General features: G+C 35.1%; 10 protein-coding genes. 6 read left to right on the forward strand and 4 right to left on the reverse strand.

What is annotated here, in order from left to right:
• Positions 1-342: 342 nt before the first annotated feature.
• From lpxD to BUB89_RS12365, 3 genes are all read right to left on the reverse strand, one after another.
• Positions 343-1,341: a UDP-3-O-(3-hydroxymyristoyl)glucosamine N-acyltransferase gene (gene lpxD, locus BUB89_RS12355; protein ID WP_073245527.1), complete on the reverse strand. Its 999-nt coding sequence runs from the start codon at positions 1,339-1,341 to the stop codon at positions 343-345.
• A gap of 219 nt (positions 1,342-1,560) precedes the next feature.
• Entirely contained in the window at positions 1,561-2,010 is a 450-nt protein-coding gene (locus BUB89_RS12360) for a NanQ anomerase/TabA/YiaL family protein (protein ID WP_073245529.1), read from the reverse strand.
• Positions 2,011-2,340: 330 nt separating this feature from the next.
• Positions 2,341-3,420 (reverse strand): phosphatidylinositol-specific phospholipase C1-like protein, encoded by a 1,080-nt coding sequence (locus BUB89_RS12365; RefSeq protein WP_073245531.1) that lies wholly within the window; start codon positions 3,418-3,420, stop codon positions 2,341-2,343.
• A 303-nt stretch (positions 3,421-3,723) separates the two neighbouring features.
• On the opposite strand from BUB89_RS12365, the gene BUB89_RS12370 reads away from it, so the two are divergent.
• The 4 genes from BUB89_RS12370 to BUB89_RS12385 all read left to right on the forward strand — a co-directional run bounded on the left by BUB89_RS12370 (position 3,724) and on the right by BUB89_RS12385 (position 10,371).
• Positions 3,724-4,224: an RNA polymerase sigma-70 factor gene (locus BUB89_RS12370; protein ID WP_073245533.1), complete on the forward strand. Its 501-nt coding sequence runs from the start codon at positions 3,724-3,726 to the stop codon at positions 4,222-4,224.
• Positions 4,225-4,332: 108 nt separating this feature from the next.
• Positions 4,333-5,247, forward strand: a complete 915-nt coding sequence (locus tag BUB89_RS12375; RefSeq protein WP_073245535.1) for a FecR family protein — start codon at positions 4,333-4,335, stop codon at positions 5,245-5,247.
• A 78-nt stretch (positions 5,248-5,325) separates the two neighbouring features.
• On the forward strand, positions 5,326-8,601 hold the full coding sequence (locus BUB89_RS12380) for a SusC/RagA family TonB-linked outer membrane protein (RefSeq protein WP_073245537.1): 3,276 nt from the start codon (positions 5,326-5,328) through the stop codon (positions 8,599-8,601).
• A gap of 3 nt (positions 8,602-8,604) precedes the next feature.
• Entirely contained in the window at positions 8,605-10,371 is a 1,767-nt protein-coding gene (locus tag BUB89_RS12385) for a RagB/SusD family nutrient uptake outer membrane protein (RefSeq protein ID WP_073245539.1), read from the forward strand.
• Positions 10,372-10,465: 94 nt separating this feature from the next.
• Here the strand turns inward: BUB89_RS12385 and BUB89_RS12390 are convergent, their stop codons facing one another.
• Entirely contained in the window at positions 10,466-12,061 is a 1,596-nt protein-coding gene (locus BUB89_RS12390) for a hypothetical protein (protein WP_307723317.1), read from the reverse strand.
• Between the two features lie 56 nt (positions 12,062-12,117).
• Between BUB89_RS12390 and BUB89_RS12395 the strand changes: the two genes are divergently transcribed.
• Positions 12,118-12,552 carry a PaaI family thioesterase gene (locus BUB89_RS12395; protein ID WP_073245541.1) on the forward strand — a complete coding sequence of 145 codons (435 nt, stop codon included), beginning with the start codon at positions 12,118-12,120 and terminating at the stop codon, positions 12,550-12,552.
• 40 nt (positions 12,553-12,592) lie between these two features.
• Positions 12,593-13,654 carry an isochorismate synthase gene (locus BUB89_RS12400; RefSeq protein WP_073245543.1) on the forward strand — a complete coding sequence of 354 codons (1,062 nt, stop codon included), beginning with the start codon at positions 12,593-12,595 and terminating at the stop codon, positions 13,652-13,654.
• The last annotated feature ends 200 nt before the right edge of the window (positions 13,655-13,854 follow it).

Genomic DNA, 13,854 nt, shown 5'->3' on the forward strand with positions numbered 1-13,854 from the left:
CTGTGTAATCTGTGGTAAAAACATTTTAATTTTTTACCATATAAGTCATATAAGCTTTTTGATTTTATCTAAAGTAAAAAGACAAAGCTCATATAAGTTCTATAAATCTGTGAAATCTGTGTAATTTGTGGTTAAAACATTTTAAATTTTTACCATATAAGTCATGTAAGTTTTTGATTTTCTAAAGTAAAAAGCTAAGTTCATATAAGTTTTAGTAATCTGTGATAATCTGTGAAATTTGTGGTTAAAAAAACTTTGCGGAATTAAACAAAAAAGAACCGCAGATTCACAAAGTTTAAATTTCATGAATCTGCGGTAAAAATAAAAAAAAATAAAAAAAAATTATTTCTTAGACTCGTTTACAAGTCTTTTTAAAATTGCCCATTGTTTAAGTGCGTCACGAGCTTCCACAGCCGGATATCCTAACATGGTTTTTCCTGCCGGAATATCACAGGTGACTCCTGAACCTGCACCTACTATGGCACCATCGCCAATAGTGGTGTGATCTTTTATGGATGCGCTTCCGCCAATAATGACTCCGTTTCCTAAAGTAACGGAACCTGCAAGTCCGCTGTTTCCCGCCATGATGCAAAATTGTCCTAACTTGCTGTTGTGTCCAATTTGGACCAAGTTATCAATTTTACAGCCATTTCCTAAAACGGTCGAACTGAATTTTCCTCTGTCAATACAGCTGTTAGCACCTATTTCGACATTGTTTCCTATAATTACATTTCCAATTTGTGGTATTTTTACTAAGCCTTTTTCCGGACAAGGACGGAATCCAAATCCATCAGCTCCAATGGTAGCATTAGGATGGATGATACAGTCGTTACCAATGTGGCAGCGCTCTCTAATTACAGTTCCCGACCAGATTACGGTGTTTTTCCCAATTGTACATTCATCAAGAATAGTAGTATTTGGGTAAATGGTAGTGTTTTCTCCAATTTTAACGTTAGGTCCAATATAACTTCCTGCTCCAATTTTGGCTCCAACACCTATAACCGCTGTTTTATCGACTGTGGCAGTAGGATGAATATCTACAGCAAAAAGAGGTAGCGGTGGTGCAAAAAGTTCCAGAATCTGGGACATCGCCAAATCGGCATTTTTTACTTTTATAAAAGCTCTGTTTTCGCCCGGTTCAATTGAAATATCTTCATTTACAACGGCAACACTTGCTTTTGAAGTGGCCCATAATTTTTCGTATTTTTTATTTCCAATAAAAGAAATATGAGAATCAGATGCGACTTCAAGTTGCTCGGCGGCAGTGATTTTTTGAAGCGTAGTGCCTGATATAACGCCTTTTAAGACATCGTTTATTTCTTGTATGGAATAGGATTTCATGGTTTATTTTGAAAATTAGGTTAAATAGAGGGTCAAATAAAGTGAATCTATATAGATAATCCTAATTTTTTAAGAATAGCAATAGAAGATTTAACATCAGATTCTTTTTAATCCATATTTATGCTATTTTAGTTTATATAAAATAATAAAAAGCCATTAAACAATAAAAACTACCGGAGAGGTAGTTTTTATTGTTTGTGAAAAAAGTGATAATACTCTTTATATTTTAACCTTAATTACAATTTTTTTTATTTTTCCATTGCTTATCATTGCTGCATGTACGTCTTCAGGAAATAAGATGGTAAACTGACCCGGATTTAATTCAAAAAACATATCGGGCTGATCAAAGAAAAAACGAACGTCTTTTTCATCGCTGTAGTCACCATTTGGGCTCACACATTTCTCTCTTGGTTTCCAGGCGTATGTTTCCGGTCCGGCAACACAAACTTGGATATCAATGTTTTTATCGTGACATTCAAAATGAACTAGACTTTGTTCCTTAGAATTTCCGTTTCCTGAATTTACAATGATTTTTAAATCATCGGTATATTGGGTTACGCCATCAGCCAGATTGGCTAAATCATTTTCATTTAAAAATTGGAATGCTTTTTCGAAGGCCGGGTGTAAGCCATAATATTTTGCAGCATTGTTTAATGAATCTACAATCATTTTAAAGTTGTTTTAATTTTAGAGGTAAAGTAATAATTCCGTTTTTGGAATAAAAAAATAAAAATACATTTTTAAATCTAATAGCAGGACAAAATTTGCAAAAAAAGAAATAATGCTGCTGTAGCAGAAGATTGAAAATAACCCGTTGGGTGTAATTAGTTTTGATGATAATTTTCGTCAGTTCGAGTAATCCCGTTTTCGGACGGGATTGTATCGAGAACAAGAAAAATTATTATCAAAAATGATTCTCGATACATTTTTTACTCCATTTCATTACGCAAAAAACACTCGAATTGACGTTTTTGATAATTACACACAACGGGTTGAAATTTATTTTTCTTCTGAAGTTGCTGTTACAGGATTTACCCTTACATAACCTCCGTCCTTAAATTTTATTTGATAGGCAGAGTCAAAAAAAGTACTTGGTTGGTAATAATCAGTAGTTATAATTTGGGCTCCGGATTTACCAGCATCATTAAAGTGAGTGTAATCGTTTTTACGGGCTTCTTCGGTATTGCTATCGGCACGGGTTCTAATGATATATCCTTTTTTTACTAAGTCAATTATGGTTTTGTCTTCGGCATTATTTCTAAATAAAGTAGCTGCTTCTGGAGTTCCGGGATTGGCATTTGCAAAAACCATTCGACCTTTAAGGGAAGGATGATTTTGCATGTATAAATCACGTTTTCTACCACTATCATCCAGGATGAATAAAAATTTTCCTTTGGCTTGAGCCAATGTTGGCCAATTATCATTCAGAACCGCTTCTTCAAGAGTAGCATAATTTCCTCGAACCATATCCGGAGTAATAACCTTATCCATTCCTAAATTAGTTTTAATAACCTGATCCACCTGATCAAACAATTCAGCGGTGAAAGTTTCCGGTTCGGTACCGTATTGATTCATTTTACCATCTTTAGGCTCTAAAGTAATAAATACCGGAATGTGTCCGGGATTTGCATCTGACCAGGATTTTAACGCCTGTAAACAATCTTCAAAAGTTAAAAACGAAGTCCTGAAATCGATGTCCGGAATATGCAAAATTTTAAATCCGGGTTGCATCATTTTACCTTCTGTATCATAAGGTTCTTTTGATGTTGCCAGTTCTAAGCCTTTTGGTTTTGCATATTTTCCACCTTTACTATCGGCATAAATATCAATTTCGAGATTGCGTAATCCCATGTTCAGTTGATCAGTAACAGCAATGTGTTCGTATTGAATCCCTTTTAACTGATGCAAAGAATCTTTACTTTCCAGGAATTGGTACAAACCGGGTTCTATTGCTTTTTTATAACTGTTGTGAGAACCAATTACCTGAATTTTATTGATTCTTAATTGGTCGTTTTGAGCTGACACCTGATACAATGCTGCCGTAGAAGCGATCAGTGTTATTAAAGTAGAAAATTTCATGTTTTTTTGAATTAGGGAAAGGTTTTTGAAAAAAAATTAATGCTAACAAAAATAGCATGGAGCAGCCACTATTACTTTGGTTTAAAAATAATAAATCATAATGTAAATGTTATTTTTTTTAATGATGAAAAATCTTTTTAATTACTGTTTACTCAATTCACACCAAGAAAGTTAGTGTGTTTTAGAGCGAAAAAAGCATGATCAAGAGCATTTGGATTATTAATTTAAATATAACCTTAGGGTAAAATGCAGGGAAGTTAATTTTTATTATTTAGCACCTCACTTTGTTATGCTTTCTAAAAAATGGATTATTCTTTCGATTTCGAGAAAATATATAATGACTATTGGGAAAAGTTAACAGCATTTTCGTTAAAAATGACTCAGGATGAGCAGCTGGCTCAAAATGTAGTTCAGGATGTATTTATAGATCTTTGGGAAAGGAGAGAAGAGATTAGCATTGCATCGGTTGAGAATTATTTATTCAGGGCCGTAAAAAATCAGATTTTTAAAAGTTACAGAAATGAAAAATTTGATAAAACCATTCTCGAAGATAAATTTGAAAACTACCTTATAGAAAATCTCTCTACGATAGAATCTGATTTGACTGATAAAATTTATGCGCTTTTAGACACTTTGCCTGAAAAGAGAAAAGAAATTTTATTGATGAACAAGCTTCAGGATATGAATATAGATCAAATTGCCTCCGAATTAGATCTTTCAAAACAAACAGTGAAAAACCAAATTTCATCTGCATTAAAACAACTGCGTCACGGTTTAAAGGAGTTTACTTTTCTTTTTATGTAAGCTTATTTTAAGTTTTTTTTTAAGATAACCTTCTGTTAACAATCTCATAATATTTTCAGATAGTACGATTATTCATTTTGGGTACTTAGTAGTAGAATACTATTCAGGATGACAAAAAAGATAAAACACAGTTTAGAAACTCTTATTGAGAAAAGTTTACAAAAGAAGACAACCAAATCGGAAGAAGATTTACTGGATCGCTTTATGCTTTCGGAGTATGAAAAAGCAAGTTGGGATAAAACTTCAATGGGTAATTCAGTTAATGGATTTCATAGCATTGAGAAATATATAGCTAAGAAAAGAATTTCAAGATATATAGGATATGGAATTGCAGCAAGTATTCTGGTTTTATTGAGTTTAGGATTATTGGTACAACCTAAAGTGATGCCAAATGCAACTAAAATGATGACGCTGAAAACAGGGAAAACGTCTGACTCGGTGCGTTTAACAGACGGTTCGGTGATTTATCTGGCGGCCAACAGTGTTTTTGAATATCCGGAACATTTTGAAACCGAAGAACGCCAAGTGAAACTAATAAAAGGAAAAGCTTTTTTTGAAGTGGCTAAAGATCCTCAGCATCCTTTTATAATTAGTTCAGGAGCGATTAAAACCAAAGTTTTAGGAACGTCGTTTCATATCCAGATGAATAAATCAGGTTGCAATGTTATTGTGGTTACCGGAAAAGTTAATGTTTCGGCTAAAAATCAGAGTGTGGATTTAGTACCTAATGAGCAAGTACTATTTGAAGAAAATAAATTAATAAAATCAAAAGCGTCAAAATTACTGGTTGTTAACTGGTACAATCAGGATGTCGAGTTCAAAAACGTAAAACTGGACGAGGTTCTGGAACTGCTTAAAAGTAAATACAACGTAACATTTGATGTAAAAAAAGATTCCCTTTTAAATACGTCACTCACCTTATACATTGAAAAAAATGCCGAATTAGAAAACATCTTAAAACAAATAAATTATATCTCTAACCTAAAATTTGAAACAAATGGCAGTACCATAACAGTTAACTAAATACCACAAAAAAAAACCACAGTTGCTACGAACAACCATGGTTTACAGATAAAAGTCATAAACTAATAACTTAAATAAATGTATTTTAAATTCTCTTATTTAAAACTAAAAAGCCTGTTCTTTTTAGCAACCATCTTACTATCTTCTCAAGCAGGATATTCAAATAGCATGGTTACCGAAGCTCCAAAAATAAATATTAATTCGCAAAAAGCAACCTTAATCTCTATTTTCTCACAGTTAAGTAAGCAAACAGATTATAAATTCAGTTATGGTCAGGCAGTAATTCAGGATAAAACCAGTTATGATGTAAGTTATGCAACTACTTCATTAAACGTGATTTTGAATGACTTGTCTAAGAAGGCTCATTTTGATTTCTCCATTATAAACAAAATGGTTTTGATAAAAAAGGACGCTGTTCTTAAAAAAACGGTTGCAGACCAACAAATGGTTAAGGGAATTGTTTTAGATGAATTAGGTCAGCCTTTACCGGGTGCTACAATTATAGAAACAGCAACTAAAAACACGGCTGTTACTAATATGGATGGGAAATTTCAATTGAAAGTTGCTCAGGGAAAAACAGTAGAAGTATCTTTTATTGGATATAAAACTAAAACAGTTGTGATTAAAGGATATCTATTGAATATCACAATGGAACCCGATTCTTCTGAACTGAATGAAGTGATGGTTGTAGGTTACGGTAAACAATCTAAAGTGGATGTAACAGGTGCGGTAACCCAGTTAAAAGCATCTAATTTTAAGGAAGGTGTCAATATCTCAGCAGATAATTTATTGCAGGGAAAAGTTGCCGGAGTACGTGTTGTAAGTACCAGCGGAGAACCGGGAGCGGGAGTAAATGTTTCTATTCGTGGGGTAGGATCTATCAGAAGCGGTAGTACACCCTTATTTGTTGTGGATGGTGTGCCGTTGTCTAATGACGATGTGAGTCCGTCAGGGACTAATGTTGGTTTTGGATCTTCGGCGGCTAAGAATCCACTGAACTTTTTGAATACAAGTGATATTGAATCTATCACAGTATTGAAAGATGCATCGGCAGCAGCCATTTATGGAGCCAGAGGTTCTAATGGTGTGGTGATTATCACGACGAAAAAAGGGTCTAAAGGAGAAGCGTCGTTTACGGTTGATTCCTATTTAGGATTTTCAACAGTGGCTAAAAAACTGGATGTGTTATCAGCTGATCAATACAGAAACGCTATTACAGAACCGGCTTTTGATCATGGAGGAAATACAGACTGGCAGGATGTGATTTACAGAACGGCTATTACTAAAAACAATTCCTTGTCATTTGCTAAGCAGACTAACTCAGGGAATTACTATGTTTCTCTGGCACAAATGGATCAGGAAGGTATTGTAAACCAAAGTAATTTTAAACGTACTTCGGCCAGAATTAATGCTGCGGAATCTTTTTTGGATAACCAAAGATTAAAAGTAAAAGTGAATTTAACGGCTAGTGAAACAACTGATAATGGTGTTCCTACCAGTGATGACGGTGGTTCTAACGGGCAATTGATTATTCATACTTTAATGGCAAACCCTACCAGATCAGTATTTGATGAAAATGGAGAGTACACTAATTTTAATATGAATGCCCACTATAATCCGGCTTATTTATTGAGTATTTATGAAGATGAAACCCGTACTTTAAGAGTGTTAGGAAACATCGAAGCTTCCTTTAGAATCTTTAACGGTTTAGAATACAAATTGAATTATGGAGTAGATCGTTCTATTGCTGAGCGAAATACGACCATTTATCCTAACATCACCGATTTAAATGCAATAGGAAGGTATGCTCAGAATAATCTGGAGTCAAAAAGTTCTCTTTTAGAGCATTATTTAACCTATAATCTAAATCGCGGTACACATAAATTAGAAGTATTAGGTGGTTTTTCATATCAAAAATTTGAACGATCAGGAACTGCTTTCACCATTGATGGAATTGCTGATAAAGCAACAGGAATCAAGCCTGAAAACAATCCGGCTTTTTCAGGGGTAAAACCAAATATAACCGGTTTTGCTCAGGAAAATGAATTGCAGTCTTACTTTGGAAGGTTGAATTATACTTTTGACAGAAAATATTTGGTGACTGCTTCGATGAGAGCTGATGGATCAACCCGTTTTGGTGAAAATAATAAATACGGTTATTTTCCTTCATTTGCTTTAGGCTGGAATATTAACCAAGAAAATTTTTTAGTAAACTCTTCTGTTGTTGATAATTTAAAATTAAGAACAAGCTGGGGACAAACAGGGAATCAGGAAGTCCAAAATAAACTTACTAAAGCAAGTTATGCACTTGCAGGAGCCGATGGATATTATCTTTATGATGATCTTGCATTAGTAAATGGTATTTCGGTTACGCGAACTCCAAATCCGGATTTAAAATGGGAAGTAGTAACACAATATAATGTGGGACTTGATTTTAATTTATGGAAAGGGAAATTATACGGAACCTTAGATTATTTTAATAAAACTACAACTGACGCTATTTTAAATATTCCTTCTCAGGTATTGAGTCCTACTAATACGGTTTGGGTAAATATTGATGGAGAAATCGTAAATAAAGGACTTGAATTTATGTTGGGTTCTCAGCTGATGAAAACAGATAATTTCTCCTGGGATGTCGATTTTAATGGTGCGACTCTTAATAATGAAATTAAAAATTTACCAGTTTCAGAAATTCTTTCAGGTACCATTTCCGGACCGGGACAATCCGGAGTATTGGCAAACATCTATAAAAGCGGTTATGCTGCCGGATCGTTCTATTTGTTAGATCATATCGGCTTTGATGAAGAAGGAGCTGATTCCTACAGAGATACTAATGATGATGGGGTAATAAACAATAGTGACCGTATTATTATTGAAGGAGCACTACCAAAATTCACTTATGGATTTAACAGCCAGATGCGTTATAAGAATTTTGATTTTTCATTTTCTATCATAGGGCAATCAGGAGGATATTTGTTAAATAATACAGGATTAAATGCCTTAAATATAAACAACCTGGCATCAGACAGGAATGTATCTTCAGATTATTATAATTCAGGTGCAAATGCGACTAACTCTCCTCAGTTATCGACATTGTATTTAGAAAAATCTGATTTTTTAAGATTGAATACGGCTCGTATCGGGTACAATTTCAAAAATCAAAATTTAAAATGGATGCAAAGTTTAACGCTTTACCTGACAGGTTCTAACTTACTTACTATAACAAAGTACAGTGGTTATGATCCTTTGATTAACAGTCCAAAATCAAGTGGAGGAAATCAGTCTATCGGTATTGATTATTCCAGTTATCCTACATCCAGAACATTCATTCTTGGCGCAACTTTAAAATTATAAATCATGAAATTAAATAAATTAAAATCAAGTCTGTTAGTAGTATTTGCTTCATTGTTTCTTGCAGCTTGTACAAACTTAGATGAGGTGGTACTTGATGAGGTATTGGGTGCAGATGCCTCTAGTGTTGACGGGGCTTTAGCTGCGGCTTATGACCGTTTGGGAGACGGAACTTTTGTAAGTAAAAATGTTTTTGCAATGCAGGAATTCACTACTGATGTGGCCTTATTACCTACACGTGGAAGTGACTGGGGTGATGGTGGAAAATGGAGAGCAATGCATGAATTTACCTGGACTTCAGGGAGTGCCATTGTTACTGACAATTGGAACTTGTTAACTAATGGAATTACAAGATCACTCTCGGCTATCAAAATTATTAATAACAGTAATGACCCTCAAAAAGCACTATTTTTGGCTGAGGCCAAAGGGCTTTTGGCTTTTTACACTTATACTACTTTAGATTTGTATGGTCAGGCTCCTTATCGTGATCCTTTAACTGATGCTGCTCCATTGGAAATATTGAAAGCAGATACCCATATTGATCAGTTAATTTTAGATGTGGAAGCTATCATTCCGGATCTGGCTTCTTTAGGTCAGAACAATACGCATACAGGCCGATTTACTAAAGAGGCTGCTTATGGTTTACTTTCAGCAATGTATTTAAACAGAGCGGTTTTTAAAGACCGTTATAATGCTACTTCCAGTTTTAACTTTACTGAACCAGCTGTTTCAGGTCAAGGAACGGATATGGACAGAGTGATTTATTATACCTCATTGTTAATTGATTCCGGGAAGTTTAGTCTGGAGCAAAATTATTTTGACAATTTTTCGATCAATAACTCAAACGGATCAGAAATTATCTTTGCCATAATTCAAAAAATAGACAATATCAGAAACGGAGATAACGATTTTGCATATAACTCAATGGAGCGTAATCAAAGAGCTTCCCCTGATAACAGAGGTACAAACGGTTCTTGTACTACTCCTGAATTTTACCACAGCTGGGATAATAATCATGATGATCCGCGTTTTGGAAGAGCTTATCAGTATAGTGACGGTACCTGGTTTACTAATACCGAAACAGGTAGTGTGCCAGCAAGCGATTTTGTACCTAATAACAGTAAAAATTTGCCTTGGTTTCACTTTACCAGAGGCATGATTGCAGGTCCACAATACGGTCCAAAATTAACTTCAACAGGTGGTTTTGAAATGACTGCTGACGGAAGAATCAAAGTATCAGAATTGTACATGGAAAAAAGTACGGGAACCAGAATGGATTTTACACCGGAATTGAATTTTGATGATCCAACAAAATCAGTATTTGCTCAAAACCAAATCAATCGCGGGGTACGTTGCTTTAAATGGGAATTTGATCCGGAAGCTGGAAATGGAGCCGGTAAAGTGGATATTCCTTTATTTAGATTAGGCGGAATTTACACGATGAGAGCCGAAGCTTATTTTAGAAAAGGACAAACAGGAGCCGCTTTAGACGACGTCAATGCGTTACGAATTAACAGAACCAGAGAAGCTTTATATAATAATGCACCAGGTAAAGCACTTTTATCTATAAATAGTGAAGTATTGTACAAAGAAATTGGTTTCGAAATGTACTGGGAAATGTACAGAAGACCGCAAATGGTTCGTTTTGGGAAATTTGATTTGCCTTATACTGCTAAACCGGCTTCAGAACCTTTCAGAAGAATCTTTCCTATACCGCAGCAAACATTAGATGTGACAAAAGAGTTTAAGCAAAATTTTGGTTATATCGAATAATAAAATAATTCAGATTATAATATCGAATCCGTCAAATCAGTTTTGGCGGATTCTTTTTTTTATATCAAAAACTAATTACACCCAACGGGTTTATTTATTTAGGAAAAGGCATACTTTGATACGCACCTAAATCCGGAGGGGAAGTTCTGGGTTTTCCGTTGATGTCCAGAGGGATTATGTAAGCCGGATTCCCTTTTGCGAAAGCGGCAGAAGTATTCTCAATATTGAGTTTGTTTTTTGCAATATCAAAAAAGTGCGGATTTTGATTTAAAATGATAGCGTTGTAATGTGTTTTATCCTCAAAATTATATAACGGATTTGAACTGCCGGCTTCCGATTTTAATAAGCAATTATTGAATAGATAGTTAAAAGAAGCTTGGCTGTTTTTATCTAAATAAAGCTCATTAGAATAACTTCCGTAAATAATGCAGTTGTTAAATGTGGCCTGAACTAAATCTGAAGCTACCGGATTAAGTCCCGGTTTGTAATTGTTTAGGGTGACTGCAAACTGGTTTGGGGTGTTCCAGTAATTAGCAAACGTGCAATGGGTAAATTTATAATTACCTCCATAGGTACATGCTAAAGCAGCTTGCCCTGCAGTATTAATTACAATGTTTTCTCCGGTTATGTGTGCGTTTTGAGTTAAAATCCCATAGTTGGAAGCATTATAGATTTGGCTGTTTTTTATGGAAACGGTACTTTCATCATGATGGTCAATTCGTAAACCAATAGAGGCATTTTTAATGGTTACATGATTAATACTGTGATTGGTGCTGCCGTTACGCAACCAGATGGTGCTCCATTGTCCGGGAATGTCAACATATCCCGCTTCCAGACGATCACCTTCAAAGATAATTTCATTTTCTTGTTTGATTGTTTCAGAAGCTTTCCCATTGCATTGTAAACTGGCTGATTGCGGGACTATCAATCCTGAATCAGAATGAAAATATACTCTTGCTCCTGCATCAAAAGTCACTGTTTTTCCTTCAGGAACCGTTGCATAACCATAAATAACATACGGTTTTTGATTGGTAAAATGCAGTTCATTGCCATTTACAGCGTCGTTTTCATCCAGATAAAAACCGCTGAGTGCTGTATCGTCAAAAGTTACGGTTTCGGTATTTCCATTGCTCAAACGCTTTGGATATAAAAAAACAGCATCTTTGACTAAGGTCAGCAGCGCTACTTTTTGCAAATTGGTTCCGCTGTCAAATTCAATATTGTCTGTGTACAAAAAATCATCCGGATTTGCATCAGCAATATTAGGCGTGGTTTCGATAAAAACATACATGCTGTCTCTGGCTAACAAAACGACATTTTTAAAAATTTTGTTGCTTTCTCCCTGCATCCCATCAACAGTCATTCGGTATTTAGAATTTAATCCTTTACTGAATTGAATATTGGGGATATGGATGTCGTTTTTGCTTTGGTTATACACTTTTAAAAGATAAGTGCCGGAGCTAATGGTTGAAAAAACGGTGTCTAAAAAAACAGTGTCTTGTGAGAAACCTAATTTTCCGGAACTGGGTACAGTGGAAAAATCAGAGCGGCATGAACTGATGGAGAATAGCATTCCAAATATAAAAAGCAGCGAAAAGAAACGCATGGGTTTTGGTTTTTTTGTAAAAATAGAAAAAAACTTATTGGTGTCTGCTGAATTTTTAAATCCTTTGCAGAATATGCCTCTCATTTAGAGGATAGTCTCTATTCTTTTCTTTATTTTTACAATCGATTAAAACAAAATTCATGACATTCGATAAAGAAAAAATATTGGAGTACTGTAATCGTATTTCAAAAAATACTTTAATGGAAACTTTAAATATTGAATATGTGGATGCAGGCGAAGGTTTTCTAACCGCTACGATGCCGGTTAATCCAAGTGTCCATCAGCCGATGGGCTTATTACACGGAGGGGCTTCGGTAGCTTTAGCAGAAAGTGTAGGCAGTGCGGCTTCCTTTATATTCATCAATCCCGAAGTGAGCGAAGTAAGGGGTATAGAAATTTCTGCCAATCACTTAAAAGCCAAACGGGAGGGCATCGTTACGGCAACGGCAAGAATCATTCATCAGGGAGCAAGTATTCATTTATGGGAAATCCGTATCACAGACGAGCGGGACAATCTTATTTCGCTATGCAAACTGACTAATATGGTTTTGCCAAAAAGGAAAAAAACAAGCTAGATTTTATTGAGATAAAACGAACCTTTAATAAAAACAATATATGATTGATTTTTTTATAAAAGTAAAGCAGCAAGAAGCTCAGGAATTGCCATTTGCGATTTATAGCAAACCTTATAAAACAGAGGTTAGAGGTTTTTTTCAAAAGAATGATCACCTGTATTTTGCAGAAACTTTAGATGAAACTGGTTTTGTATTTGCTCCGTTCCACGGCAGTCAGATGATATTAATTCCTAAAAATCAATCGGTAATCTGGGAATCAGAAATTGATCCTTTAGAGGATACCCCAATTGCTGATTTGGAAGTTTCAGAAAACGAACAAGGAAAATCGCAATTTGAAAACCTGATTCAAAAGGCGGTTAAAGCTATTGAAAATGGCGAATTTACAAAGGTCGTTTTATCCCGAAAAGAGATTCTGGACGTGCCTGATTTTGATTTGGTTACCGTTTTTACCAGATTGATACAGCGTTTTCCTAATGTTTTTTGCTATTGCTGGTACCATCCTAAAATAGGTTTATGGATGGGAGCTACACCGGAACGATTGTTAAAAGCCAGTCGAAAAAAGTTTTGTTCGATGGCATTAGCCGGAACACAAAATTTTAACGGTACTACTGATGTGGTCTGGGAACGAAAAGAAATTGAAGAACAACAATATGTTACCGAATTCATTTTAGAAAACCTAAAAGGCTTAACATCTGAAGTGGCTGTTTCGAGTCCGTACACCGTTCAGGCAGGAAATGTGTTGCACATAAAAACCGATATTGAAGGAATAATAAATAAGACCTCTAAGCTGACTCAGGTTGTTTCTGTTTTGCATCCCACACCTGCTGTTTGTGGTTTACCCAAAGAAGCTGCAAAAGAATTTATCCTGGAAAATGAAGGTTATGACCGGAAATATTATACCGGCTTTTTAGGAGAACTGAACAAAAAAGATTTTACAGAGAAAAAACAAAAATCAGATTTGTTTGTTAATCTGCGTTGTATGCAAATAAAAGGAAAGCGGGCACATTTATATATGGGTTGCGGCATTACTAAGGAAAGCATCCCGGAAAAAGAATGGAAGGAAAGCGTGAATAAGTCAATGACGATGAAAAGCGTGCTTTGAAGTGGGAAGTTAGAAGTGGGAAGTTAGAAGATGGACGTGAAAATTTTTTTCCACCCTTTAGGGAGGGGAAGGAAAAAAGTCAGAAGTTAGAAGTTAGACGTAGAAATTTTTTTCCACCCTTTAGGGAGGGGAAAGAAAAAAGTTAGAAGTTAGAAGTTAGAAGTGGGAAGGGTTAGACGTTAGACGTAGAATTTTTTTTC

Source organism: Flavobacterium flevense, assembly GCF_900142775.1.
Lineage (GTDB): Bacteria > Bacteroidota > Bacteroidia > Flavobacteriales > Flavobacteriaceae > Flavobacterium > Flavobacterium flevense.

Coding starts and splice junctions, on each gene's coding strand:
- BUB89_RS12390 (WP_307723317.1), bottom strand. CDS start 12,061: ATGAGAGGCATATTCTGCAAAGGATTTAAAAATTCAGCAGACACCAAT.
- BUB89_RS12375 (WP_073245535.1), top strand. CDS start 4,333: ATGACAAAAAAGATAAAACACAGTTTAGAAACTCTTATTGAGAAAAGT.
- BUB89_RS12365 (WP_073245531.1), bottom strand. CDS start 3,420: ATGAAATTTTCTACTTTAATAACACTGATCGCTTCTACGGCAGCATTG.
- BUB89_RS12395 (WP_073245541.1), top strand. CDS start 12,118: ATGACATTCGATAAAGAAAAAATATTGGAGTACTGTAATCGTATTTCA.
- lpxD (WP_073245527.1), bottom strand. CDS start 1,341: ATGAAATCCTATTCCATACAAGAAATAAACGATGTCTTAAAAGGCGTT.
- BUB89_RS12380 (WP_073245537.1), top strand. CDS start 5,326: ATGTATTTTAAATTCTCTTATTTAAAACTAAAAAGCCTGTTCTTTTTA.
- BUB89_RS12360 (WP_073245529.1), bottom strand. CDS start 2,010: ATGATTGTAGATTCATTAAACAATGCTGCAAAATATTATGGCTTACAC.
- BUB89_RS12400 (WP_073245543.1), top strand. CDS start 12,593: ATGATTGATTTTTTTATAAAAGTAAAGCAGCAAGAAGCTCAGGAATTG.
- BUB89_RS12385 (WP_073245539.1), top strand. CDS start 8,605: ATGAAATTAAATAAATTAAAATCAAGTCTGTTAGTAGTATTTGCTTCA.
- BUB89_RS12370 (WP_073245533.1), top strand. CDS start 3,724: ATGGATTATTCTTTCGATTTCGAGAAAATATATAATGACTATTGGGAA.